This is a genomic window from Paraburkholderia aromaticivorans, assembly GCF_002278075.1.
Taxonomy (GTDB): domain Bacteria; phylum Pseudomonadota; class Gammaproteobacteria; order Burkholderiales; family Burkholderiaceae; genus Paraburkholderia; species Paraburkholderia aromaticivorans.
Genome location: NZ_CP022990.1, coordinates 1,085,109 through 1,109,490, shown reverse-complemented (window position 1 = coordinate 1,109,490; position 24,382 = coordinate 1,085,109). Strand labels below are relative to the sequence as shown.

Sequence of the window (24,382 nt, the reverse complement as noted above, 5' to 3'; positions counted from 1 at the left end):
GGGAGCCGCTGCAATGAAGGCGAGCTTGGTCGAGGTCCCGGATATCGGCGACTACAAGAATATACCGGTCATCGAAGTACTGGTGCAGGCAGGGGACCGCGTCGAGAAAGAGCAGTCGCTAATAACGCTCGAATCGGACAAGGCGACCCTGGATGTGCCCAGTCCAGCCGCCGGCACGATCAAGGAAGTGAGAGTCAGGGTAGGTGATCTGGTCTCGCGGGGAACCGTCGTTGTGACAATGGACAGTGCGGATGCGCTGGTTGCCTCGGTCCCGCCGGCACGTGAAGCGCCCGCGCAGGCGGAGGCCAAACCGCAAGCCGCGCAAGCCGTCCAAGCAGCGGCGGCTCCGGCCAAGGCGGCAGCACCCGCTCCGCAAGCGGGCAGCTTCTCCGGCAGCGCGGATATCGAATGCGACATGCTCGTGCTCGTCTCCGGGCCCGGCGGCTATTCGGCGGCGTTCCGCTCGGCCGATCTCGGCATGAAGACCGTGCTCGTCGAACGTTACGCGACGCTCGGCGGCGTGTGTCTGAACGTCGGCTGTATTCCGTCGAAGGCGCTGCTGCACACCGCGCTCGTGATCGACGAAGCCGAAGCGCTCGGCGCGCACGGCATCACGTTCGGCAAGCCGCAAATCGATCTCGACAAGCTGCGCGACTTCAAGTCGGGCGTGGTCAAGAAGCTGACCGGCGGTCTCGCCGGCATGGCGAAGATGCGCAAGGTCGAAGTCGTGACGGGTAACGGCACGTTCGTCGATCCGCATCACTTGGAAGTGCAGACCGAAGGCGGCAAGAAGGTCGTCAGGTTCAGGCAGGCGATCATCGCCGCGGGCTCGGAAGCGGTGAAGCTGCCGTTCATTCCGGAAGATCCGCGGGTGGTCGATTCGACCGGCGCGCTCGAACTGCGTCAGATTCCGCAACGCATGCTGGTGATCGGCGGCGGCATCATCGGTCTTGAAATGGCCACGGTGTACGCCACGCTCGGCGCGAAGATCGACGTGGTCGAAATGCTCGACGGCCTGATGGCCGGCGCGGATCGCGATCTGGTCAAGGTCTGGGAAAAGTACAACAGCAAGCGTTTCGCGAACGTCATGCTGAAGACCAGGACGACCGGTGCGCAAGCGAAAGACGACGGCATCTACGTCTCGTTCGAAGGCGAAAAGGCGCCGGCCGAAGCGCAACGCTATGACCTGGTGCTGGTCGCCGTCGGCCGTACGCCGAATGGCAAGAAGATCGGTGCGGACAAGGCCGGCGTTGCGGTGACGGATCGCGGCTTCATCGACGTCGACAGGCAGATGCGCACCAACGTGCCGCATATCTTCGCGATCGGCGATATCGTCGGTCAACCGATGCTCGCGCACAAGGCGGTGCACGAAGGCCACGTAGCGGCAGAAGCGGCGCATGGCGAGAAGGCGTATTTCGACGCGCTGCAGATTCCGTCGGTGGCTTACACCGATCCGGAAGTGGCGTGGGCCGGCAAGACGGAAGACCAGTTGAAGGCGGCCGGCATCCGGTACGGCAAAGCGGTGTTCCCGTGGGCGGCATCGGGCCGCGCGATCGCGAATGGCCGCGACGAAGGCTTCACGAAGCTGCTGTTCGACGAGGAAACGCATCGCGTGATCGGCGGCGGGATTGTCGGTCTGAATGCGGGCGACCTGATCAGCGAAGTGTGTCTCGCGGTCGAGATGGGTGCGGACGCAACGGATATCGGCAAGACGATTCATCCGCATCCGACGCTCGGCGAATCGATCGGTATGGCCGCCGAGTTGTATGAAGGCGTGTGTACCGACTTGCCGAGGCGGACCACTTAATTCGGAACGTGAGCGCGAAGGACAACGGCGGTATGAAGATTGATTTGAAAGAGCAGGACATGGTTGCCCGCAGTGGCAGAAATGCAGACATCCTGTCTGGCGCAGAGATGGTAGTCGCCGCGCTGTGCAAGGAAGGCGTGCGGTATGTTTGGGGTTATCCTGGCGGCGCGGCGCTGCCGGTCTACGACGCGCTTCACGAACAGGATCAGGTCGAGCACATCCTTGTCCGCCACGAGCAAGCGGCATTACATGCCGCAGACGGTTCTGCCCGGGTCACGGGCAAGGTCGGGGTTGCGCTCGTTACTTCCGGTCCCGGTGCGACCAACGCGATTACGGGCATAGCAACCGCCTATTTCGATTCGATTCCACTTGTCGTGATTGCCGCCAATGTTTCTACCGGCCTGATCGGGCAAGATGCCTTTCAGGAATGCGATGCCGCAGGTATCACACGGCCGATTACCAAGCATAACTTCTCGGTCAGAGACGTAACCACGCTCGCCCAGACGATAAAACGCGCGTTTTACATTGCCTCCACGGGGCGTCCGGGCCCGGTATTGATAGATATTCCGAAAGATGTCCTGTTAGCGCGCAGCCGGTTTGTCTATCCAGACAGAGTGGAAGTCAGGTCGTATTCGCCTCCTGCCCACGGGGATCGTCGGCAGATCGACCGGGCGGTCCAGGCGCTTCAACGCGCCAAACGTCCGTTCATTTACGCTGGAGGCGGCATCACTTCGGCCGGTGCGTCACAGGCACTCAAACAGCTTGTGGAACTGACCGGATATCCCGTCACGACGACGCTGATGGGGTTGGGGGCGTTTCCAGGTGCCGACCGGCGATTTCTCGGTATGCCGGGAATGCACGGAACGTTCGAAGCGAATATGGCGCTGCAGAACTGCGACGTTTTACTGGCGCTCGGAACTCGTTTCGATGATCGGGTTATCGGAAATCCAGCCGATTTCGCAAAGGTCGGCCGTACGATCATTCACGTCGACGTGGACCCCACGTCCATTTCCAAGCGGGTTAAGGTCGACATACCTATCGTCGGCGATTTGCGTCATGTGATTCCCGAGTTGCTCGCCCGGTTGGGAAGCGCGGCGCGTGGTGAAGACCTCGCGCCCTGGTGGCTGAATATTGCGCAATGGCGCGATAGAAAGTGCCTGGCGTATGACAACTCGGTGGCGTGGCTGAGGCCTCAGTACGTGATCGAGCGGCTCTGCGAACTGGCTGGCGGGAACACCATCATCTGCTCTGACGTTGGCCAGCATCAAATGTGGGCAGCGCAGTACTACCGCTTCGACAAACCGCGTCGCTGGATCAATTCCGGCGGCCTTGGAACGATGGGGGTTGGATTACCCTATGCGATGGGTGCGAAACTGGCATCGCCCGACTCAGATGTAGTCGTGGTGACCGGCGACGGTTCGATCCAGATGTGCATTCAGGAACTGTCGACCTGTTTGCAATACGGCATCAACGTGAAGGTTCTGTGCCTGAACAATGGCGCGCTCGGGATGGTGCGGCAATTGCAGCATGTCGATCACGAGGGGCGCTACGTTCATTCCTATATGGACTCGCTTCCCGATTTCGTCAAGCTCGCGCAAGCCTATGGTCATGTTGGCCTGCGCGTGCAGAGCCAGGCCGATCTGGATGAAACGTTGCTCGACATGCTTGCCACGCGCGACAGGACTGTCTTTGTCGATGTGGTGGTCGATGCGCGGGAACGGGTCTGGCCCATGATCCCATCGGGCAAAGGGTTGACCGAAATGTTGCTGAACACGGACGACATACGCGGCGAATAACTGAATTCAGGCCTGTGAGATGGCCTTGCTCTTTTTTCGCAGCGCCGCTCCTCATTGCAAATAAAAACGGCGCACCGTGCGGCGCGCCGTCATCGCGAAGTTGAATCGGCAATCAGAAGCCGAGTCTCCGTTTAGCGCTTTTGCGGCGCGTCTTTGATAAACAGCGTGGTCAATGCCCCGAGAATGCAGATCGCGCCGACGTACAGCGGCGCGGCCATCGGGTTGGATTTCATCATGAGCGACACGGCAATCGGCGTCAGGCCGCCGAAAATCGCGTACGCCACGTTGTACGAGAACGAGATGCCCGAGAAGCGCACGACCGGCGGGAACGCCTTCACCATCACGAACGGGATTGCACCGATCACGCCGACGAAGAGCCCCGCCAGCGCATACAGCGGCACTAGCGCCGAGATATCGAGGGCGAGTTGCTGGAACATCGCGTAGTACGTCACCGCCAGCGCGAGGCCGCCGATGAAAATAGTGCGCCCCGCGCCAATGCGTCCGGCAATCGAGCCCGCCATCACGCAGCCGATCGTCAGGCACAGCGTCGCCACGCAGTTCGCCAGCAATGCGGTGGCCGGCGCGATATGAAACTGCTTCTGTAGCAGTGTCGGCGTCATCAGAATCACCACGACGATCGCCGCCGAGAGCATCCACGTAAGCAGCATCGAGACGATCACGGCGCGGCCGTGGTCGCGCAGCACGGCCTTGAGCGGCACTTCGGCGGCAATCGCCTTGCGCTGCTTGAGTTCGGCGAACACCGGCGTCTCATGCAGCCAGCGGCGCAGGTAGACCGAGAACATGCCGAACACGCCGCCCACCAGGAACGGAATGCGCCACGCGTACGCGGAGATTTCCGCCGGCGCGAAGTGGCGGTTCACCGCCGAGGCGATCAGCGAGCCGAGCAGGATGCCCGCCGTGAGGCCCGCCGTCAGCGTGCCGCACGCATAGCCGACGTGCCGCTGCGGCACGTGCTCCGAGACGAACACCCAGGCGCCCGGCACTTCGCCGCCCACCGCCGCGCCTTGCATCACGCGAAACAGCAGCAGCAGGACCGGCGCCAGCACGCCGATGCTGGAGTAGGTAGGCAAGAGGCCCATCATCAGCGTCGGCACGGACATGAGCAGCACGCTCAGCGTGAACATGCGCTTGCGGCCGAACAGATCGCCGAAATGCGCCATGATGATGCCGCCGAGCGGACGTGCCAGATAGCCCGCGGCGAAGATGCCGAAGGTTTGCACCTGGCGCAGCCATTCCGGCATGGCGGCCGGGAAAAACAGCTGGCCGATTGCTGGCGCGAAGAATACGAAGATGATGAAGTCGTAGAACTCGAGAGCCCCGCCGAGGGCGGCGAGGCCGAGCGTCTTGTAATCGCTGCGCCCAAGAGGGCGTGGGGTGACAGCCTGCGCTCCACCCAGATTTGTCGCTTGCATTGCTTGTGTCTTGTTTTGAATTGGGAGCCACACGTAGCGCGTGGAAACACGGCGGTCGTCGGGCGAGAAGTGTGGCAAGCGCTGGGTAGAGCACGGGACACCGGCGCGCCGGCCCGGATAGGGCCGGCACGGTGACGACTGGGGCCAGGCGGGGATTTTACAGGATGAAAGCGGACCGTTTCGGGAAGTGCTTAATTGGACTGGAAAAGTTCCCCGGAACGCGCTTTTTCGAGGCATTGACGAAGGCGCCTTGAGAATTGTCGCAACCGGGTGCGGGAATGCGCGGCGGTGGTGCCGGGGGCAACGGATTCATATGTAAATTAGGATTGCTCCTATGGGACGGCGCGGGCCTGCCTCTGAGAATCGCGTCCGAGCTATCAGTTAAGAGTCATCCCATGCGCATTGCCATTCTTCAACGTGACCCGGTCATGCGTCAGTCGATCGAAAAGGTCCTGACGACTGCCAGCCACACCTGCACGGCTTTCGACGACGGCCTGAGCATGTCGAGAATGCTCGCGCGCTCCACCGTGGATATGCTGGTGCTGGACTGGCAGGGTCTGCGCCTGTCCGGCGCCGAGGTTTTGCGGGCGGCGCGCTCGGCGGGCGGCGACCGTCTGCCGGTGATGTTCGCATCGGCGGACATGGCGGAGGAGCACGTCGTGCGTGCCTTCGTCGCCGGCGCGGACGACTATGTCGGGTTGCCGCTGCGCGCGGCCGAGTTTCGCGAGCGGGTCGCGGCGCTACTGCGGCGCGCATATCCGGACCGGTTCAGCGCCTCGAGTTTCGATGTGGGCCCGTACCATTTCGACACACGCCGCCAACTCGTCATGCTGCGCGGCCAGCCGGTCCAACTGTCCGGCACCCAGTACCGGCTGGCGTCGCTATTCTTCTCCAATATCGGCCGTGTGCTGTCGCGCGATCACATTTTCGCGATGGTATGGGGCCGCGAGTTCCGCGAGTTCACCCGTACGATCGACAGCCACGTTTCGCGGCTGCGCCTGCTGTTGGAGATCGAGCCGCAAAACGAGTTCCGGCTGCAGCCGGTTTATAAAAGCGGCTACAGGCTGCTGCATCTGCGCCACGGCGAATCCGCCGACTCCGACTCCGACTCCGACTCCGACGTCGAGAGGCAGGCGGCCTGAAGCGGACCCGCTCCGGTCAGATCTGCGGCAGCGCGGGCCGCGTTTCGATTGCCTTGCGAATCAACGCCTCGACCGCTTTGCGTTCGTCGCCGGCCAGCGGCAAGCGCGGCGGGCGCACCGGCTCCGTGCCCAGTCCGACGATCGCTTCGGCGAGCTTGATGTTCTGCACCAGCTTCGCCGAGACGTCGAGCGCGAGCAGCGGCGCGAACCAGCGGTAGATCGTCCGCGCTTCTTCGAGGCGTCCCGCCTTCAGCAGCTTGTAGATCACCACCGTCTCCCGCGGAAATGCGCAAACGAGACCGGCCACCCAGCCATGTGCGCCCATCAATATGGCTTCCATGGCGAGATTGTCCACCCCGCAAAGAATCGCGAAACGGTCGCCGACCGCGTTGATGAGGTCGGTCACGCGCCGCACGTCACCGCATGATTCCTTGATCGCGACGATCTTCTTCTCGTCGGCGATTTCCGCGAACATGTCGGGCGTCATGTCGACGCCATAGGCGAGCGGATTGTTATAGATCATCAAGGGCAGCGCGCTCGCATCGGCGACGCTGCGGAAATGGTGCAGCGTCTCGCGGCGGTCCGACAGATAGCGCAGCCCCGGCAGCACCATGTAACCGGCCGCGCCATGGCGGCTGCCCGCTTCGGCCTGGCGGCAGGCGTCGAGCGTGCTGTTTTCGGCGATCGTCAAGAGGACCGGCACGCGGCCACGCGAAGCCTCGACGGCGATGTCGAGCACCTGCAGCTTTTCATCCAGCGAGAGCGTGGACGCTTCGCCCAGCGATCCGCACACGATGATGCCGTCCACCCCCGCTTCGATCTGCGCCTCGATATTCTTCCCGGTCCATGCGCGGTCTATGCTGAAATCCGCGTTGAATTTGGTGGTGACTGCGGGCAATACGCCTTCCCAGATATGCGCCACGACTGCTCTCCTGAGTGTGATGTGTTCAAGCGCAGTGTAAGCAGGGAAAATCGTGCCGTCTTGCGTGAATCGCGCGCGGCGCATGACGATTTCAGCATAGGCGCTTTGCCTGAAGCGTCGCCGGCTCAATGCGAATCCCTTATTTTGGGATGCGAAGCGGGACGCGTTGAAGCGCATGGCTGGCGCGACGCGATCTACGCCGGGTCGCGCCCGTTGCACGTCCGGCGGACTTTTCCGGCTTTGTCCATGCCGAACCCCCGAAGCCGACGCGCTATCGCATGACTATGCCGAAATCGTCACAATCCGCGCGCAAGCGCACCAAGACTCGGCGGTTCGCCGTTTCTACCATGAGCATCATGAAAACCTTGGACATTATCGACTCGCACACCGGCGGTGAACCGACCCGCCTCGTGGTGTCGGGCGGCCCGGATCTCGGCGGCGGCACGCTGGCGCAACGGCTCGACGTATTGCGCACGCAGTTCGACGACTGGCGCGCGGGCATCGTCACCGAACCGCGCGGTTCGGACGTGGTGGTGGGCGCGCTGCTGTGCGAGCCCGATGACCCCACGTGCGCGGCCGGCGTGATCTTTTTCAACAACGTCGGCTATCTCGGCATGTGTGGGCACGGCACGATCGGTCTCATCGTCTCGCTCGCCCACCTGGGACGGATCGGGCCGGGGCGTCATCGGATCGAGACGCCGGTCGGCATCGTCGAAGCGACGCTCAACGAGGATGGCAGCGTGGCCGTGCGCAATGTGCCGGCCTGTCGCTATCGCGAGTCCGTGCGGGTAGACGTGCCGGGGCACGGCGTGTTGAGCGGCGATATCGGCTGGGGCGGCAACTGGTTCTTTCTCGTCGCCGACCATGGACGCGTGCTGGAGGCCTCGCGTATCGGCGAATTGACGGCGTTCAGTGGGGCGATCCGCGACGCGCTGATCGCGCAACGCATCACCGGCGCCGGGGGTGCGTTGATCGACCACATCGAGCTCTTCGCTCCCGGTTCGCGCGACGGCATCGACAGCCGCAGCTTCGTGCTTTGTCCCGGCAATGCGTACGACCGCTCGCCATGCGGCACCGGCACGAGCGCCAAGGTGGCCTGCCTCGCGGCCGACGGCAAACTGGCCGAAGGCGCGGTGTGGCGGCAGGAGAGCATTATCGGCAGCGTATTCGAGGCGAGCTATCGCCATGCCGGCGACGGCGTCCACGTGATTCCCACCATCACCGGCCACGCCTACATTACCGCGCAGGCGCGCCTGTGCTTCGACGAGCGCGATCCGTTCGCGTGGGGCATCCGCACGGCATGACGGCGGACGTGTTGATCGTTGGCGCAGGGATTGTCGGCGCGGCGTGCGCGGCGGAACTGGCGGCGCTCGGCATGCGGGTCGACGTGTTCGACGCGCAAGGCATCGGCGGCGGCGCGACGGCGGCGGGCATGGGCCACATCGTCGTGATGAACGACTCGCCGGCTGAGTTCGCGCTGAGCCGCTATTCACGAGACCTGTGGCTGGAACTCGCGCCGCAGCTGCGCTCGCGCGACGCGTTCGCGCGCTGCGGCACGCTCTGGGTCGCCGCCGACGAAGAGGAACAGCAAGCCGCCCGCGCGATGCATGCCGCGTTCGAGGCGCAGGGCGTTGCGGCGCAACTGCTCGACGCGGCCGCGTTGCGCGCGTGCGAGCCGGCACTGGCGGCCTCGATGGCGGGCGGTTTGCGCATCGAGCACGACAGTATCGTGTACGCGCCGACGGTCGCCGAATGGCTGCTGACGCAATCGCCGGCCGCCGCGAAGATTCGCGTGCGCCTGGGCACGACGGTGAGCTCGATCGGCGCGAGCGGCATCACGCTCGCCGGCGGCGAGTTTGTCGGCGCGGCGCACGTCGTCGTGGCCAACGGTCTGGGCGCACGGCATCTGGTGCCGTCGCTGCCGTTGCAGGCGAAGAAAGGCCATCTGCTGATCACGGACCGCTATCCCGGCGTGATCCGGCATCAGTTGCTCGAACTCGGCTACATCAAAAGCGCGCATCACGCGGCCGGCACCTCGGTGGCGTTCAATGCGCAACCGCGGCCCACGGGGCAACTGCTGATCGGCTCGTCGCGCCAGTTCGACAGCACCGATCCCGCCGTCGACATGCCCGTGCTCGCGCGGATGCTGCAGCGCGCCGCGCGCTACCTGCCGGTTCTGCCGACGCTCAATGGCATTCGCGCGTGGACCGGATTTCGGGCGGTCACGCCGGACGGACTGCCTCTGATCGGCGCGGCGGGTGATTTTGCGCCCGGAGTGTGGCTGGCCGTCGGGCACGAGGGCTTGGGCGTGACGACCTCGCTCGCCACCGCGAAGCTGCTTGCGGCGCAGATCGTCGCGAGTGGTGCGAGTGTGGCGACTGTGGCGACCATCGCGCCGATTCCTGCCGAGCCTTATCTGCCCGTGCGTTTTGCCGAAAAGGTGACCCATGCATCGTAGCGGCGACGCGTCAGTCATCCGCTTGACGATCGACGGCCGGAGTATCGACGTCGAAAGCGGCACGACCGTGGCCGCGGCGCTCGTGCTGGCGGGTGTTCGCAGCACGCGGACGTCCGTGAGCGGCGAGCCTCGCGCCGCGCTGTGTGGGATGGGCGTGTGCCAGGAGTGTCGCGTGACGATCGACGGCCGGGCGCACACGCTGGCGTGCCAGGCGCTGTGCCGGGACGGCCAGATCGTTCGTACCGACGATTCGGCAGGCACGCCATGAACCGGCAATCATGCCAGGTCGCCACGGAAATCCGCGTGGCGCAATGGGACAAAGCGGCGGCCACACCATGAAACAGCACTTCGATATCGTCGTCGTCGGCGCGGGTCCGGCCGGTTTGAACGCCGCGCACGCCGCCGCGCGCGCGGGCGCCACGGTCGCCTTGCTCGACGACAATCCGCGCGCTGGCGGCCAGATCTGGCGGCAGGGGCCGGGCCATGCGCCGCAAGCGCCTTTGCAGCGCTTACTGAGCGCGATCGGGGATCGAGGTAACACCACGCTCTGGCCGTCGACTCGCGTGGTTGCGCCGCTGGATTCACGCCGATTGCTGCTCGAATCGGCGGAGCACGGCGGCGCCTGCGTGACCTATGAACACTTGATCCTCGCAACCGGCGCCCGGGAACGGCTCTTGCCTTTCCCGGGCTGGACCTTGCCGGGCGTGAGCGGCGCGGGCGCGCTGCAGGCGCTCATCAAGGGCGGCATGCCGGTGCGCGGCGAGCGGATCGTGATCGGCGGCAGCGGTCCTTTACTGATCGCCGCGCTCGCCACCGCGCGCGCGGCCGGGGCGCGGGTGGTGGCGGTGGTGGAGCAGGCGCCGGCGTTCGACGTTGCGCGTTTCGGCGTCTCGCTTCTGGCGGAGCCCGGCAAGTTGCGGCAGGCCGTCGGCATGACGCGCGGGTTCGCGGGCCTGCATTATTGGACCGGCAGTATGGTTGAAGCGGCGCACGGGGACGGCCGCGTCGAGCGGGTCACCATCTCACGGGGCCACGCGGAAAGGCGCGTGACGCTCGAGTGCGAGCGCATCGCCTGCGGCTATGGTCTCGTGCCGAACGTGACGCTGGCGCAAGCGCTCGGCTGCACGATCGGCGCAGCGGGCGAGATCGTCGTCGACGGCGGGCAGCGCACGTCGGTCGAGGGCGTGTTCGCGGCGGGCGAGTGCACCGGCGTGGGCGGCGCGGAACTGGCCGGCGTGGAAGGCGAGATCGCCGGTCTTGCCGCAAGCGGCGGCGCCGCGGACCGCGCCGCGCTCGACGCTCAGCGGGCGCGATGGCGCCGCTTCGGCCGGCGTGTGGACGCCGCTTTCGCGTTGCGGGACGCCGCGCGCACGCCGCCCGCCGACAGCACGCTGCTGTGCCGCTGCGAGGACGTGAGCCTCGGCGAAGTCCGCGAGTTCGCGAACTGGCGCGACGCGAAGCTGCAGACCCGCTGCGGCATGGGCGCTTGTCAGGGGAGGATCTGCGGCACGGCGGCGAGCCTCTACTTCGGCTGGCAGGCCGCGGCACCGCGCCCACCGTTCAGCCCCGCGCCGATCAGTACATTGATGGCGGCGAATGCGGCGCCGCCGCCAGCGGAATGACCCGTTCGTCCACAGGCAGGCGGACTCCCGCCGGCGGATATTGTTCCGCTGCGGCGCGGCCCTATAATCGACCGCACACGCCGAGCGTCGGGCCGCAACGACGTTCGCTCCCCCGACTCCCCTCATCAACGCACGGACCAACGGGACCCGCACGATGAACACGCTGGCTCATCCGCTCGAAACGGACGACGCAACGCTGTCCGGCATGCTGTCGCATTTCAGGCTGCTCGAGCCGGTGTTCGACGCGATGCCGGATGTCGTGTTCTTCGTCAAGGACGCCGAGGCGCGCTATGCGCTCGTCAACCGCACGCTCGCGTCGCGCTGCGGCTTCAAGGAAAAGGCCGCGCTGCTCGGCAAGACCGCCGAGGACGTCTTCCCGCGCCGCTTCGGGCGCATCTATACGGCGCAGGACAAGGCGATCATCAACGTCGGCAATCAGCTGATCGATCAACTGGAACTGCATCTTTATCCCGGCAGGCAGCCGGGCTGGTGTCTGACCTGCAAGCAGCCGCTGCGGGATCCGGCCGGCAAGGTGGTCGGCCTAGCCGGCATTTCGCGCGATCTGAAAGCGGACGAAAGCAGCCATCCTGCCTACAGCCGCCTCGCCGCGGTGGTGCAGTCCATCCAGGAAAATTACGTCCAGCCATTGAATCTGAAGCAGCTCGCGGCCATGGCGGACATGTCGGTCGCGCAACTGGAGCGCTACTTTCACAAAGTGTTTCATCTGACGCCGCGCCAGGTATTGCTGAAAACCCGGCTGGATGCCGCCACGGCGCTGCTGGTGTCGCACGACAAGGTCACCGACGTCGCCGCGCTGTGCGGCTACACCGACCACAGCGCGTTTACGCGCCAATTCAAGGCGACCGTCGGCGTGACGCCCACCGAATACCGCATGCTGTTGCACGGCACTTCGCGGAGCTGAAGCGCCGGCCATGGCTCGCCGCAAGCATCACTACTCTGTCTACGTCGTCGCGCTGGACGACAAGGTGTGGAACGAGGCGCGCTTTCGCCGCGCGAATCCGGACTACCGGTTCGACAAGCCTTGCGTGTACGTGGGAATGACGGGACTGGACCCGGATCTGCGCTTCGACCGGCACAAGGCGGGCATTCAGGCCAATCGCTATGTGCGCGATTACGGCGTGCGGCTCGTGCCCGAGTTATATGAAGTGTTCAATCCCATGCCTTACCGCGGCGCACAGGATATGGAGGTGGAACTGGCGATAGGACTGCGCGAAGCGGGGTACGGCGTGTGGCAGGCTTGAGTCGCGCGATTTCGCCGTGGCGTTCGTCAGCGGGCCTTGCCGGCGCTCGAGCGCCCAAAGGGTCTCGGATCCAGGCGCGCGGCTTTCGAATCCGGATATCGAAGCGCGCGTTATTTCACGCCCAGACCGCGCAGCACGGCGTTGCCCTCGCGCGTCAAACGGATATGCGACGAGCCGGCATCGCCGGAGACCGTTTCGATCAGGCCGGCTTCGTGAAGCTGCGGAATCTCCGGTTTGGCGGACGCGTCGATGGGTGCGTGCAGCAACAGCAGCAGCGTGGCCAGTTCGTGATGGCTCAGCAGGCGACGCAGGATGGTAGGCCGCTTGGCCGGCGCCGCCGTGTCGTTCGTGTTGGGGTCGGGCTGGTTCATGGTGCGCACCTTGTGCGAATTAGTGTCTGGTGGATGATGCGGACGAAGTCTTAAACGATTCTTAAGACACCATTGTCCTGTAACACCGTGACACGAAGATGGCACCGGAACCGCTTACCGATTGTCACACTTACGTCTGCTTTCGCCCGCCAACCCTTACGGGGCGCACGTTTTGCCCGCCGATTCGATCCACAGATTGTTGACGTGGCGCTTGCCCGCATAGAAACGGTAAGTCGTCGCGCCATTGTCGCTGCGCACCTTCACGATATTCGAATCGCCGAAGTCGAGCATCTGGCCTTGCGGAATCGCCGTGGACTTGAACGCGGCGTTGTGGCTCGTGGCCACCTGCGTCAGACACGAGACCACGTCGTTGACGGAGCGTTGCGTGGTCGTGTCCGTGACGGGTTCGCCGGCATCCGGGTTTTTCTGGAAGTACGCGCACGCGCTGAGAAGCAGGGGAACTGACAGAACTACGGCAAACTTCTTCATATCTCTCCTGGCGTTACATTCGGCCGACAGTACGTGCGACGCCCGCACATGGCACAGCCGCGCGGCATGGGCCGCGAAATCAGGCGTCATTATATCGGGGCGGCGCGGCGCTTCAGCCAAAGCCGCACGTGCCGTGCCCGCCAGGGCCGGTTCAACGGGCCGTCGGGCGCCAAGCTGACTCGCGCGCAGCCTACTTGCGGCGCTGCGCCTGCGCGGCAAGCCGCACGGCGGCGTTGGCCGCGCCGTAGCCGTCGTACCCGCCGCGCCGCTCGACGACTTCCATGAAAAAGCGTTGATCGAGCTGTTCCGTGTAGGCGTGGAAAAATTCGCCGCCCCGTTCGTCGCGGTCGTACAGGATGTTATTGGCGCGCAGCGCCTCGAGCGTCTCGTCCGGCAACGCGTAGCGGGCGGCGAGATCCTCGTAGTAATTACGCGGGATGCGCAGTACCGGCAAGCCGTCGGCGACGAATTCGGGGATCGCGCTGAAAATGTCGCCGGTGCTGAACGCGACGTGGTTCAGGCCGGAGCCGTGATAGGTGTGCAGCGCCTCGGCCACCGCCGTGTGGCGGTCCACGGAGGCATTCAGCACGATGCGCACCGACCCGTCACGGCTGCGCAGCGCGCGGCTGCGCACGAGCCCGTAGGGATCGGGCACCAGCACGCCCGGCTCGGCGTCGAACCCCAAGGCGGTTCGCAGAAACAGCACCCACGTATCCAGCGAATTCGCCGGCACCGACAGGCAGACATGGTCGATGCGGCTAAGCGGCCCCACTTCGGTCGGACCGTTGATGTCGGTGAGGACGAAATCGGCCTCGAACAAGGTGGGCTGATCCGGGGTTTCGTCGACGAAATAGTTCAGGCTGCTGTCCGGCGCCTGCACGGCGGGCAGCAGCCGCTCGTTCGGGCCGATTTGCCCGGAGAACGGCGCGTAGCCGAAGCCGGCGGCGCGCTCGAAGGCCTGGTGGGCGTCGTCCACGCGAAATGCCGATGCGCACAGCGACAAGCCATGCTGCTGAAAGAACGCATTGGCGAAAGAATCCGGTTCGGCGTTCAGCACGATCGAGGCTGCACCGTGCTGATAAAGCGTCACTTCCTTCGAACGATGCCGCCCGGCCTCGCGAAAGCGCAGTTTGCCGAGCCAGTCGATCAGTTGCGCGCGCGTGGTGTGGTCGACCGCGAATTCGAGAAACTGATAGCCGACGTGCGCGGGCGCCGCGGGCGAGTGGTAGAGGTCGCCGACCGGCTGCTGGGTGGTTTCGAGCAGCGCGCGGGTCTGTTCCTCGAGGAACAGCAGCGAACGATGGCCGTCCGCGGCCGTGATGGTGGTCGGGGCGGCGCGAAAGCCGTCGTTGAAAATTTCCAGTGAAAGCGGCCCGTTATAGCCTGTTCTCACGACCTGGGCCGTGAAACCGGCCAGATCGAAATCGCCCTGGCCCGGGAAGCAGCGATAGTGGCGGCTCCATTCGAGCACGTCCATCGCGAGTTTCGGCGCATCGGCGATCTGCACGAAGGCGATGCGCTCGCCGGGAATGTCGGCGATCCCGTCCACCGTATCGTTCAGCGAAAGCGTGTGAAAGCTGTCGAGCACGAGTCCGAGGTTGGGATGATTGACCGCATTCACGAGTTTCCACGCGTGCCGGTACGTTTTCACGTGCTTGCCCCACGCGAGCGCTTCGTAGCCGGCGATCACGCCGGCGGCCTCTGCGGCGCGGGCGAGCGCGCCGAGCTGGTCGGTCATCAGCGAATCGTCGCCGATGGTGTCGGGCGAAACGTTGCTGCATACCAGAATGCGGTCCGTACCCAGTTCATGCATGACGTCGAACTTGCGCTTCGCGCGGTCGAGATTGTGCTCGAGGCGCTCCGGGCTCACACCGTCGAAATCGCGGAACGGCTGAAACAGCACGATCTTCAGCCCGAGATCTTCGGCGATGCGCCGCACGTCGGCCGGCGAGCCGTCGAAATACAGCAGATCGTTCTCGAAGATCTCGATGCCTTCGAAGCCCGCGGCCTGGATCGCGGTCAGCTTCTCGACGAGGGTTCCGCTGATCGACACGGTGGCAATCGAACGTTGCATGGACGGCTCCTGCAGAAACAATCAAACGGCTAGGGGAGAGGGCGTGCGACGGCCCGCGCGCGCCGCTCGCCGGTGTTGAGTCAGGCATGCTGCAATGCGCAAAATGGGCCAGTTCGTTACTTGTTGCAGTAATACGCAGGCCACAACTGCCCACGCTAACTAATGTTGTCGATAGTTTATACAAACTAACTAGATGGTACAAATTCGTACAAACCCCGAATGACGACAGCGGCCAACGCGTGCACACTGCCGTCAGGTTGCCGGAGCGCCGCGCTCGCCGCGGCTGGTTTCAGGCCTCAATTTGCAGGAGTGCATCTCATGAGTTTCGCCTCAGTACTGGTCCTCAACGGACCGAATCTCAATCTGCTCGGCACGCGCGAGCCGGCATTCTATGGCTCGGAAACGCTCGACGACGTCGCGAAACTCTGCCGCGATGCGGGAGAGCGTTTGAATCTGTCGATCGACTTCTGCCAGTCGAACGCCGAACATCAGCTGATCGACTGGTTGCATACGGCGCGCACCAAGGTCGACGGCATCGTGATCAATCCGGCGGCTTACACGCATACGTCGGTTGCCATCGCCGACGCGCTGTCGGCTATCGAAAAGCCCGTCATCGAAGTGCATATATCAAACGTGCATCGCCGCGAGGCGTTCCGGCATCACTCGTACGTGTCGGCGGTGGCGGAGGGAATCATCATCGGTTGCGGCACGCAAGGCTACGTACTGGCGCTGGAGCGGATGGCTACCATTCTTAAGCATAGGGCGGCGAAATGAACGCACAAGCGAACGCACAAGCAAACGCACAGGCAACACCCCATTCCTATCTGGTCGGTTTGATCGGCGCGGGTATCGGCGGGTCGCTGACACCCGCGATGCACGAGGAAGAGGGCAGCAAGCTCGGCTTGCACTATGTATACCGGCGCATCGATCTGGAAGCGTTGAAGCTCGACATCGCCGCGCTGCCCGATCTGCTCACCGCGGCCGAACGCATGGGTTTCAACGGTCTGAACATCACGTACCCGTGCAAGCAGGCGGTGATTCCGCTGCTCGACGAACTGTCCGACGACGCACGCGCGCTCGGCGCGGTCAACACGGTCCTGTTCAAGGACGGCAAACGCATCGGTCACAACACGGACTGGTCCGGCTTTGCCCGTGCGTTCCAGCGCGGCTTGCCGGACGTGTCGCTGGAGCGCGTCGTGCAACTGGGCGCGGGCGGCGCCGGCGCGGCGGTGGCCCATGCCGCGCTGACCATGGGCGCGAAATCGCTCACGCTATTCGACGTGGATGCGACGCGCGCGGCCTCGCTCGCCGAGGAGTTGCAAACGCGCTTTCCTGGCGCCGCGGTCAGCGCGGGCAGTTCGCTCGGCGAGTCGCTCGCGGTCGCCAATGGCCTGATTCACGCCACCCCCACGGGCATGGCGAAATTGCCCGGCTTGCCGTTGCCGGTCGAATTGCTGCACCGCGATCTGTGGGTGGCGGACATCGTCTATTTTCCGATTCGCACCGCGCTGCTGCAGGCGGCCGAAGCACTCGGCTGCCGCACGCTGAGCGGCGGCGGCATGGCGGTCTATCAGGCGGTCGACGCCATGCGCATCTTCACCGGCCTCGAACCCGACGCCGAGCGAGTGTACGGCCATTTCCAGTCGTTATTGCAACGCTAACCGGTAGCGCATCAACCGGTAACAAGCAGAGGAGACAAACACGATATGCAGCAACCCATTCCATCCGCCCAGGCCGACGCCGCCACGCCGAAAAGCGCTGCGGTGAGCACCGCGCGCCGCTCGAAAGCCCGCTATCAGATTCTGGCGCTGCTCGCGGTCGGCACGATGATCAATTATCTCGACCGCACGGTGCTCGGCATCGCGGCGCCGCAGTTGACCAAAGAGCTCGGCATCAACGCCGCCCTGATGGGGCTGCTCTTCTCGGTGTTTTCGTGGAGCTATGTGGCCTCGCAAATTCCGGGCGGTCTGTTTCTCGACCGCTTCGGCAGCAAGCTCACTTATTTCCTGTCGATGACCTTCTGGTCGCTGTGCACGCTCGCACAAGGCCTGGTGCACGGCATCGGCGCGCTGTTCGCGTTCCGACTCGGCCTCGGCGTCTCGGAGGCGCCGTGCTTTCCGACCAATAGCCGGGTGGTGGCCACGTGGTTCCCGCAGAGCGAACGCGCGATGGCGACCGGCACGTACACGGTGGGCGAATATATCGGCCTCGCTTTTTTCAGCCCGTTCCTGTTCATGCTGATGGGCGCCTTCGGCTGGCGCTCGCTCTTTTACGTGGTGGGCGGCGTCGGCATCGTATTCGGCGGGATCTGGTGGATGTTCTATCGCGAGCCGCGCGATCATCCGTCGGCGAATCAGGCGGAGCTCGCCTATATCGAAGCGGGCGGCGGTCTGACGAGCGCGAAGAAGGTCGCCGATGCAGCGGGCGGCGCGGCAAAGAGCGGTTTCGAATGGCGCACCATCGGCCGGCTGCTCAAGCATCGTCAACTGGCGGGCATCTGCCTCGGCCAGTTCGCCGGCAACTCGACGCTGGTGTTCTTCCTCACCTGGTTCCCGACGTATCTCGCCACCGAACGCCATATGGCATGGCTGAAAATCGGCTTCTTCGCGATCATGCCGTTCATTGCGGCGTCGATCGGCGTGATGTTCGGCGGCTTTTTCTCCGACTGGCTGCTGCGTCGCGGCAAGTCGGCGAACGTGGCGCGCAAGCTGCCGATCATTGCCGGCCTGCTGCTCGCGTCGACCATCGTTCTTGCCAACTATGTCGAGAGCAACGTGGCGGTGATCGCGATTCTGTCGGTGGCGTTTTTCGCGCAGGGCATGGCCGCGCTGGGCTGGACGCTGGTGTCGGATATCGCGCCGGAAGGCCTGCTCGGCGTGACCGGCGGCATTTTCAACTTCGCCGCCAACCTGGCCGGCATCGTGACGCCGCTGGTGGTGGGTTTCATCGTCGCGGCAACCGGCTCGTTTGTCGGCGCGCTGGTGTTCATCGGCGCGATCGCGCTGATCGGCGCGCTGTCGTACATCTTTATCGTCGGCGATATCAAGCGGATCGTGCTGGTGGATTGAGCGGTCCGCAAACCGATGAAAAAAACGGGACGTGGCGCAGGCCACGTCCCGTTTTTTACGTTGAGGCTCGCCTCAATCGTCTTTGCGCACGAATCGCAGCACGGCATCGACGATCATGGCGCGATGCCGCGCGCGCAAGCGCGGATGCGAGGGGTCGCGCCCGAACGCCGCGCCGAAGGTATGGCGATTGCCGACGCGGTGAAAGCACAGCGAACTGATCAGCAGATGCAGATCGATGGGATCGATGTCGCTGCGGAACTGGCCTGCCGCGATACCGCGCTTGAGCAGATCTTCGATCGTATGAATCACGGTGACGTTGCGGCCTTTGAAGCTTTTGACCTGCTCGACGTACTTCGCGCCGTGAATATTTTCGATGGTGACGAGCCGCACGAAATCGCGCTGACGGTCGTGATAGTCGAACGTAAACTCGACCAGCGCGCGCATGCCCTCGATCGGATCGAGCTCGCTGACGTGCAGATCCTGTTCGAGTGCGCGAATGTCTCCATACACCTTTTCCAGCACTGCCTGGTACAACCCTTCCTTGCTGCCGAAGTAGTAGTACAGCATGCGCTTGGTGGTGTTGGTACGCTCCGCGATCGCGTCGACGCGTGCGCCCGCCAATCCCATCGCGGAGAACTCCTGGGTCGCGACCTCGAGGATATTGCGCTTGGTCTGTTCCGGGTCGTACTTGCGCCGGGTGTCGGTACGCGGACTGTCGGACGGGATGCCGTTGGTATCAGGCTCGGCAGCCTTGCTTCCCTTTTTCATTGTGTATTCGAGCGGCAGTGACGGCGCATTCTAGCATGGCCAAATCGACGGCCGGCGCGGGTCCCGGACCTAAGCGGGCACGTATTGGCCGACCTCAAACGGCAGGCCGGCGGCGCGCGGCGAGCGCGTCGCGTGTCTGCATGGCGGTGTAGGTGAGTTGCGCGGCCGCGAGACCCAGCGCGCCATACGTGGGCGTCAGACCGAACGTTGCAAATGCCTCGGGCACCGGGCGCTCGCCGGCAATGGCCGCCGCCAGCAGTTCGCCGGACACGGTGGTCGGCGCCATGCCGTGCCCGCCGAAGCCGACCGCGTACCAGACGCCGTCCGTGCTGCGGCCGATTTGCGGCATCTTGTGCCGCGCGTAGCTCATCAAGCCGCCCCACGCGTGCTCGATACGCACGTCGTGCAACTGCGGATAGACCTTCAGCAGATCGCGCCGCAACAGGCGCGCGATCACCTCGGGCGCGCGGTCGCGCACCGAGATGCGGCCGCCCCACAGAATGCGCGTGTCGGGCAGCGGCCGGTAATAGTCGAAGGCGAAGCGGGTGTCGTAGACGGCGGCGCGGGTGTCGAGCGCGTCTTTCAGGCGCGCACCGAGCGGTTCGGTCGCCATCACGTAGGTGGCGATCGGCAGCACGGCGCGTTCGACCCGCGGGTAGACGCGACGCGCGTAGCCGCCGCCGGCCATCACGACATGGCGCGCTTCGAGCGCGCCGTGCCGCGTGTGCACCACGAAGCCGGCGCCGTCGCGCTGCAGACGCACGACGGGCGAGTGCTCATGAATCTGCACGCCGGCATGGGATGCGGCGCCGGCCACGCCGAGTACATATTTGAGCGGATGAAAGTGGAATGCGTTGCGCTCGAACAGGCCGCCGTGATAGCGGCGCGTCTTCAGCTGCGAAGCGAGCTGTTCCGCCGTCACCGGTTCCCACTCGACGCCGAACGAGTCGCGCATCAGACGCCGCTGCGATTCGAGCCGCGCCGGTTCGTCGAACCAGTTCGCGAGGATCACGCCGGCATCGGTCGCGTCGCAGTCGATGCTATAGCGCGCAATGCGCTTCCTCATCAGATCGACGGCGTCGGTGGTCAACGTGTAGAGCTCGCGGGCGCGGGCCGCACCGAGGGTTTTCAACAGGTCGGCGCAATCGAGGCTGTAGCCGCCGAACACGAATCCGCCATTGCGCCCGGACGCGCCGAAACCCACCTGCCGGGCTTCGAGCACGGTGACGTCGGCGACGCCTCGCTCGGCGAGCCCCAACGCCGTGGACAATCCCGCAAGGCCGCCGCCGATGATGCAGACGTTGGCGCTACGCCGCCCGGCGAGCGGCGCATAAGCGGACGAGCGGGTGACAGTGGCTTCGTAAAAGCTTTGCATAGGGTTAGGGTAGCGGCAATCGCGCGCTCGCGTCCAGCCGTCGTGCGCTTGCCGTGTGCAAGAGTGGCGAGGCAAGGCGGCGCCCGCGTCGAGCGAATGCCGGCCTTGCCGGACTGAACGGCGGGGCGACGTTCGGCATAAGTCCCGTCACGACACCGGCAGCAGCTTGCCGGTGTATACCACCGGACCGCTAGGCGCATTGTGATCAGGCGAGCCGCCCGGCGCTTCGATCGAGACGGCCAGCGCCGCATAACTCTCCGGCTTCTGCTGACCGGCGGTGACCTTTCCGTTCGCGCTGTCCGGCAGCATGCCGAGCGAGACCGGGTGGCCGCTCGCCGGAATGCCCCACAGTTCCATCGCCCGGCCCACGGGCAGGTCGACCTTGCCGAGCGGTTGCACCGTCATGGTCGAATGCGCTTCATCCCATGCGACCAGCATGACCGGATGCGCGTCCTTATTGTTCAGCACGGCGACATGCGACACGGTTGCTTCTGCTTGCTGAGCCACGGTCGGCGCGGTGACAGGCGCCGTGGCGGAGGGCAACAGCGAGCGGACGGCGACCACCACGGCGACCGCGGCGAGACCCGTGACGCCGAGTGCCCAGCCGCGCCAGAACGCCAGATTCTCGAACAGGCTGCGCGCCGGCCGCGCCGGCGTTTCCACCACGGTGCGCGGGCGTGCCGCGTCACGCGCGGCCGTGAGGCCGAGCCGCCGTTCGATGGCGTCCCACACGGCGGCGGGGGGCATGCGCGGCTCCGCGAGTTCGGCCATCGGCGAGATGCGGCGCTGCCATTCGTCGACGGCCTTGCGGATCGTCGTGTCGTGGTCCGCGTAGCGTTGGAAGCGGCGCCGCGCGCCGCCGCGCAACGTGCCGAGCACATACTCGGCGGCCAGCAGATCGACTAGCTGAGGATAGCGATGGAGATTCATCACTCGCCTCCCAGGCAGGTCTTCAGCTTGGCGAGGCCGCGCCGGATCCATGACTTGATGGTGCCGAGCGGCACCGTCAGCACTTCCGCGATCTCGCTATGGCTCTGATCGCGCAGGTAGGCGAGGGCGACCGCCTGACGCTGTGCCGGCTCCAGTTGCTGCATGCAGCCGGCCAGCAAACGTGCCTGCAGGCTGACCGCGGTCAGCGCTTCGGGATCCGGATCGCCGGCCGCCAGGAGATCGTCCAACGCATCGCTCCATTCTGTTTCCTGCGTGTTGACCCGCCGCAGGTGATCGAGAGCACGATTACGGACGATGGCCGACATCCACGTCATCGGGGCGGACAGCGCGCGGCGATAGTCGCCGGCGAAACGCCAAATGTTGACGAAGCTGTCCTGCAAGACTTCTTCGGCCCACTCATGCTTGCTCAATATACGGAGGGCGAGGCCAAACAGTTTCGGGGCGGCGAGATCATAAAGCTCGCGCAATGCCGCGGCATCCTGTTTGGCGACACGTTCGAGCAGCTCGGCAAGGGTTTCCGGCGTCAGTTCTCGAGGCTTGGCGGTCATGGAGAAAGTTAGGGTGAGCTTGCGGGCCTATGTTACTCAATTTCTCCGCCGTCTTATATGCGGTTTTTTTCCCCTCGGCTTGCATCCGTTGATGCGGTGTGTGCGTATTCGACCTGACTGTGACCCGACTTTGACCCGACTTTGACCTGATCGTGACCAGATTCATCGCTGCGTCCGGCTGCTTCCCGGCGCGGGTTAGCGACCCCAGCGCAACACCAGCGGATGGAGCCGCCGCGCGACATTCAACAGTCCTTCGCGGGTGGCCGGATGCATCTGCGGCAACGGATGGCGCACCGCGTCCGAACGGATCACGCCGCCTTCCTTCATTAGCGCCTTGCACGACGCGAGCCCGCCCTGGCGGTTTTCATAGTTGATCAGCGGCAGCCACTGCTGATAGTGCGCGGCCGCCGCCTCGATGTCGCCGGCCGCATAGGCGTCCACGATCCGGCGGATGCCGTCGGCGTAGCCGCCGCCCGTCATCGAACCGGTTGCGCCCGCATCCAGATCGGCCATCAGCGTGATCGCCTCTTCGCCGTCCCACGGCCCCACGATTGCATCGCCGCCGAGTTCGATGAGTTCGCGCAGTTTGTTGGCCGCCTGCGGCACCTCGATCTTGAAGTACGACACGTGGTCGATTTCGCGCGCCATGCGGGCGAGAAACGGCGCGGACAAGGCCGTGCCGCTCACCGGCGCGTCCTGAATCATGATCGGAATCTCGATCGCGTCGGACACGGCACGGTAGAACTCGAAGATGCCGCGCTCGCCGATGCGGATCGTCGCGCCGTGGTATGGCGGCATGATCATGACCATCGCGGCGCCCGCGGCTTGCGCGCTGCGGCTGCGTTCGGCGCACTGGTGCGAACTGAAATGCGTGGTCGTGACGATCACCGGCACGCGGCCCGCGACGTGTTCGAGCGCGACGTGCATCAGCGTCGTGCGCTCGTCGTCGGAGAGGGCGAACTGCTCGGAGAAGTTCGCCAGAATGCACAGCCCGTTCGAGCCCGCGTCGATCATGAAGTCGATGCAGCGCTTCTGGCCTTCGAGGTCGAGACGGCCGGCCTCGTCGAAGATGGTCGGCACGACGGGGAACACGCCGCGCAATGCGGCAGGATGCGAAGTCTGGGTCATGGCGAGGTGCGTTTTCGAGGGTGTTGGAATACCGGAAGATTGCTGCCGACTATACGGAGGTGGACGCGACAGGTATATTGAATTGTTTCCATCTTGTGATCGCTTTTGCGACTTACCCGCGCTTTAGCGCTTGAGCCCGGCACGCCATGAAAGACACCCTGAATCTTCTGCTTTCGAAACTGCGCATGAAGCAACTGCAACTGCTGATCGCGCTCGACGACCAGAAGTCGCTGCACAAAGCCGCCGGCGTAATGTCGATGACGCAGTCGGCGGCCAGCAAGGCGTTGCAGGAACTGGAGTCGATGCTCGAGGCGCCGCTCTTCGAGCGCTCGAAAAGCGGCATGATCCCGAACCAGCTCGGCCATTGCGTGATCCGCTACGCGCGCCTCGTGACGACCGATCTCACCGCGCTCTGCCAGGACGTCGCCGAGATACGTTCCGGGCGCGGCGGGCGTCTCGCGATCGGCGCGATCATGGGAGCGATTCCCGAGTGCGTCGTGCCGGCGCTGAATCAGTTGCATGCCGGTCAGCCGGATCTTTCCGTCGAAGTGGTGGAAGACACGAGCGCGCGCATGCTGCAGCAACTCGACGACGGCCGGCTCGATCTGGTGATCGGCCGCGCGGCAGTGGCGGCCGATCCGTCGAAATATCATTACCGTCCGCTAGGCGACGAGCCGCTTTCAGTGGTGGTGGGCTACGGCCATCCGCCGTTGCCGAACAAAGAAGTGAAACTGCGCGATCTGGCCGGTCACCGTTGGGTGATGTATCCGTCGCATATGCCGCTGCACGCGCTGCTCGAACGGGAGATGGATCTGGCCGGTCTGCAGATGCCGGATAACCCGGTTTCGACGGCCTCGACTTTCGTGACGGTTGCACTCCTGCAAAGCAGTCACGATCTGGTTTCGCTGTTGCCCAGCGCGATCGCCGGTTTGTTCGTGCGGAAAAAGATGCTGCGCCTCGTGCCGGTGAAGCTCAAATCGCCGTCGCAAACGTTCGGCATCGTGACACGCAAGGGCGGCGTGCTGTCGCCGCCGGCCCAACAGTTCATCGAATTGCTGCGTGTGCATCCGCCGCAACCGCTGCAAACGCCGCGGCCGCCGCGAAAACGGCTGCCGGCGCACACGGCACGCAAGCAAAAAAGCGCCTGAAGAGGCGCTTTTTTCGACAC

General features: G+C 64.6%; 23 protein-coding genes. 13 read left to right on the top strand and 10 right to left on the bottom strand.

Features of this window, described 5'->3' with window-relative positions; translation table 11 throughout:
* Positions 1-13: 13 nt before the first annotated feature.
* Both lpdA and ilvB read left to right on the top strand, forming a co-directional pair.
* Positions 14-1,807 (top strand): dihydrolipoyl dehydrogenase, encoded by a 1,794-nt coding sequence (gene lpdA / locus CJU94_RS24700; RefSeq protein WP_095421284.1) that lies wholly within the window; start codon positions 14-16, stop codon positions 1,805-1,807.
* Between the two features lie 32 nt (positions 1,808-1,839).
* The gene (ilvB, locus tag CJU94_RS24695) at positions 1,840-3,603 is read left to right on the top strand and encodes a biosynthetic-type acetolactate synthase large subunit (protein WP_095422779.1); all 1,764 of its coding nucleotides are present in this window, start codon (positions 1,840-1,842) and stop codon (positions 3,601-3,603) included.
* Between the two features lie 131 nt (positions 3,604-3,734).
* Here the strand turns inward: ilvB and CJU94_RS24690 are convergent, their stop codons facing one another.
* Positions 3,735-5,036, bottom strand: coding sequence for an MFS transporter (locus CJU94_RS24690; protein ID WP_095421283.1), 1,302 nt, complete (start codon positions 5,034-5,036; stop codon positions 3,735-3,737).
* 395 nt (positions 5,037-5,431) lie between these two features.
* Between CJU94_RS24690 and CJU94_RS24685 the strand changes: the two genes are divergently transcribed.
* On the top strand, positions 5,432-6,178 hold the full coding sequence (locus tag CJU94_RS24685; RefSeq protein ID WP_095421282.1) for a response regulator transcription factor: 747 nt from the start codon (positions 5,432-5,434) through the stop codon (positions 6,176-6,178).
* 16 nt (positions 6,179-6,194) lie between these two features.
* Here the strand turns inward: CJU94_RS24685 and CJU94_RS24680 are convergent, their stop codons facing one another.
* Entirely contained in the window at positions 6,195-7,100 is a 906-nt protein-coding gene (locus CJU94_RS24680; RefSeq protein ID WP_095421281.1) for a dihydrodipicolinate synthase family protein, read from the bottom strand.
* 347 nt (positions 7,101-7,447) lie between these two features.
* Here CJU94_RS24680 and CJU94_RS24675 point away from each other — a divergent pair, with 347 nt between their 5' ends.
* The 6 genes from CJU94_RS24675 (at position 7,448) to CJU94_RS24650 (ending at position 12,442) form a co-directional block, all read left to right on the top strand.
* Positions 7,448-8,404, top strand: a complete 957-nt coding sequence (locus CJU94_RS24675; RefSeq protein WP_095422778.1) for a 4-hydroxyproline epimerase — start codon at positions 7,448-7,450, stop codon at positions 8,402-8,404.
* Complete coding sequence (locus CJU94_RS24670) at positions 8,401-9,558, top strand: NAD(P)/FAD-dependent oxidoreductase (RefSeq protein ID WP_095421280.1); 1,158 nt, start codon at positions 8,401-8,403, stop codon at positions 9,556-9,558. The genes CJU94_RS24675 and CJU94_RS24670 overlap by 4 nt, the downstream gene beginning before the upstream one ends.
* Positions 9,548-9,826 carry a (2Fe-2S)-binding protein gene (locus tag CJU94_RS24665; protein ID WP_095421279.1) on the top strand — a complete coding sequence of 93 codons (279 nt, stop codon included), beginning with the start codon at positions 9,548-9,550 and terminating at the stop codon, positions 9,824-9,826. The genes CJU94_RS24670 and CJU94_RS24665 overlap by 11 nt, the downstream gene beginning before the upstream one ends.
* A 67-nt stretch (positions 9,827-9,893) precedes the next feature.
* Entirely contained in the window at positions 9,894-11,180 is a 1,287-nt protein-coding gene (locus CJU94_RS24660; RefSeq protein ID WP_095422777.1) for an FAD-dependent oxidoreductase, read from the top strand.
* A gap of 154 nt (positions 11,181-11,334) precedes the next feature.
* A complete protein-coding gene (locus tag CJU94_RS24655; RefSeq protein ID WP_095421278.1) occupies positions 11,335-12,102 on the top strand; it encodes an AraC family transcriptional regulator in 768 nt (255 codons plus the stop codon).
* A 10-nt stretch (positions 12,103-12,112) separates the two neighbouring features.
* Positions 12,113-12,442: a hypothetical protein gene (locus tag CJU94_RS24650; protein ID WP_095421277.1), complete on the top strand. Its 330-nt coding sequence runs from the start codon at positions 12,113-12,115 to the stop codon at positions 12,440-12,442.
* Between the two features lie 110 nt (positions 12,443-12,552).
* Here CJU94_RS24650 and CJU94_RS24645 read toward each other — a convergent pair whose 3' ends face one another.
* From CJU94_RS24645 to CJU94_RS24635, 3 genes are all read right to left on the bottom strand, one after another.
* Positions 12,553-12,813, bottom strand: coding sequence for a hypothetical protein (locus CJU94_RS24645; protein WP_095421276.1), 261 nt, complete (start codon positions 12,811-12,813; stop codon positions 12,553-12,555).
* A 156-nt stretch (positions 12,814-12,969) separates the two neighbouring features.
* The gene (locus CJU94_RS24640) at positions 12,970-13,302 is read right to left on the bottom strand and encodes a hypothetical protein (protein ID WP_095421275.1); all 333 of its coding nucleotides are present in this window, start codon (positions 13,300-13,302) and stop codon (positions 12,970-12,972) included.
* A gap of 190 nt (positions 13,303-13,492) precedes the next feature.
* Complete coding sequence (locus tag CJU94_RS24635; protein ID WP_095421274.1) at positions 13,493-15,376, bottom strand: bifunctional sugar phosphate isomerase/epimerase/4-hydroxyphenylpyruvate dioxygenase family protein; 1,884 nt, start codon at positions 15,374-15,376, stop codon at positions 13,493-13,495.
* A 318-nt stretch (positions 15,377-15,694) separates the two neighbouring features.
* Here CJU94_RS24635 and aroQ point away from each other — a divergent pair, with 318 nt between their 5' ends.
* From aroQ to CJU94_RS24620, 3 genes are read left to right on the top strand one after another with little or no spacing between them, the layout of a single operon-like run.
* Positions 15,695-16,150, top strand: coding sequence for a type II 3-dehydroquinate dehydratase (gene aroQ / locus CJU94_RS24630; protein WP_095421273.1), 456 nt, complete (start codon positions 15,695-15,697; stop codon positions 16,148-16,150).
* Entirely contained in the window at positions 16,147-17,037 is an 891-nt protein-coding gene (locus CJU94_RS24625) for a shikimate dehydrogenase (RefSeq protein ID WP_095421272.1), read from the top strand. The genes aroQ and CJU94_RS24625 overlap by 4 nt, the downstream gene beginning before the upstream one ends.
* A gap of 45 nt (positions 17,038-17,082) precedes the next feature.
* On the top strand, positions 17,083-18,444 hold the full coding sequence (locus CJU94_RS24620; RefSeq protein WP_095421271.1) for an MFS transporter: 1,362 nt from the start codon (positions 17,083-17,085) through the stop codon (positions 18,442-18,444).
* 72 nt (positions 18,445-18,516) lie between these two features.
* Here CJU94_RS24620 and CJU94_RS24615 read toward each other — a convergent pair whose 3' ends face one another.
* The 5 genes from CJU94_RS24615 to CJU94_RS24595 all read right to left on the bottom strand — a co-directional run bounded on the left by CJU94_RS24615 (position 18,517) and on the right by CJU94_RS24595 (position 23,214).
* Positions 18,517-19,212, bottom strand: coding sequence for a TetR/AcrR family transcriptional regulator (locus tag CJU94_RS24615; protein WP_095421270.1), 696 nt, complete (start codon positions 19,210-19,212; stop codon positions 18,517-18,519).
* A 94-nt stretch (positions 19,213-19,306) separates the two neighbouring features.
* Positions 19,307-20,587 (bottom strand): NAD(P)/FAD-dependent oxidoreductase, encoded by a 1,281-nt coding sequence (locus CJU94_RS24610; protein ID WP_095421269.1) that lies wholly within the window; start codon positions 20,585-20,587, stop codon positions 19,307-19,309.
* A gap of 147 nt (positions 20,588-20,734) precedes the next feature.
* Positions 20,735-21,517, bottom strand: coding sequence for an anti-sigma factor (locus CJU94_RS24605; RefSeq protein ID WP_095421268.1), 783 nt, complete (start codon positions 21,515-21,517; stop codon positions 20,735-20,737).
* The gene (locus CJU94_RS24600) at positions 21,517-22,086 is read right to left on the bottom strand and encodes an RNA polymerase sigma factor (protein ID WP_095421267.1); all 570 of its coding nucleotides are present in this window, start codon (positions 22,084-22,086) and stop codon (positions 21,517-21,519) included. Before CJU94_RS24600 ends, CJU94_RS24605 begins: the two co-directional genes overlap by 1 nt.
* A 195-nt stretch (positions 22,087-22,281) precedes the next feature.
* Positions 22,282-23,214: a dihydrodipicolinate synthase family protein gene (locus CJU94_RS24595; RefSeq protein WP_095421266.1), complete on the bottom strand. Its 933-nt coding sequence runs from the start codon at positions 23,212-23,214 to the stop codon at positions 22,282-22,284.
* 146 nt (positions 23,215-23,360) lie between these two features.
* On the opposite strand from CJU94_RS24595, the gene CJU94_RS24590 reads away from it, so the two are divergent.
* The gene (locus CJU94_RS24590) at positions 23,361-24,362 is read left to right on the top strand and encodes a LysR family transcriptional regulator (protein WP_095421265.1); all 1,002 of its coding nucleotides are present in this window, start codon (positions 23,361-23,363) and stop codon (positions 24,360-24,362) included.
* Positions 24,363-24,382: the final 20 nt, after the last annotated feature.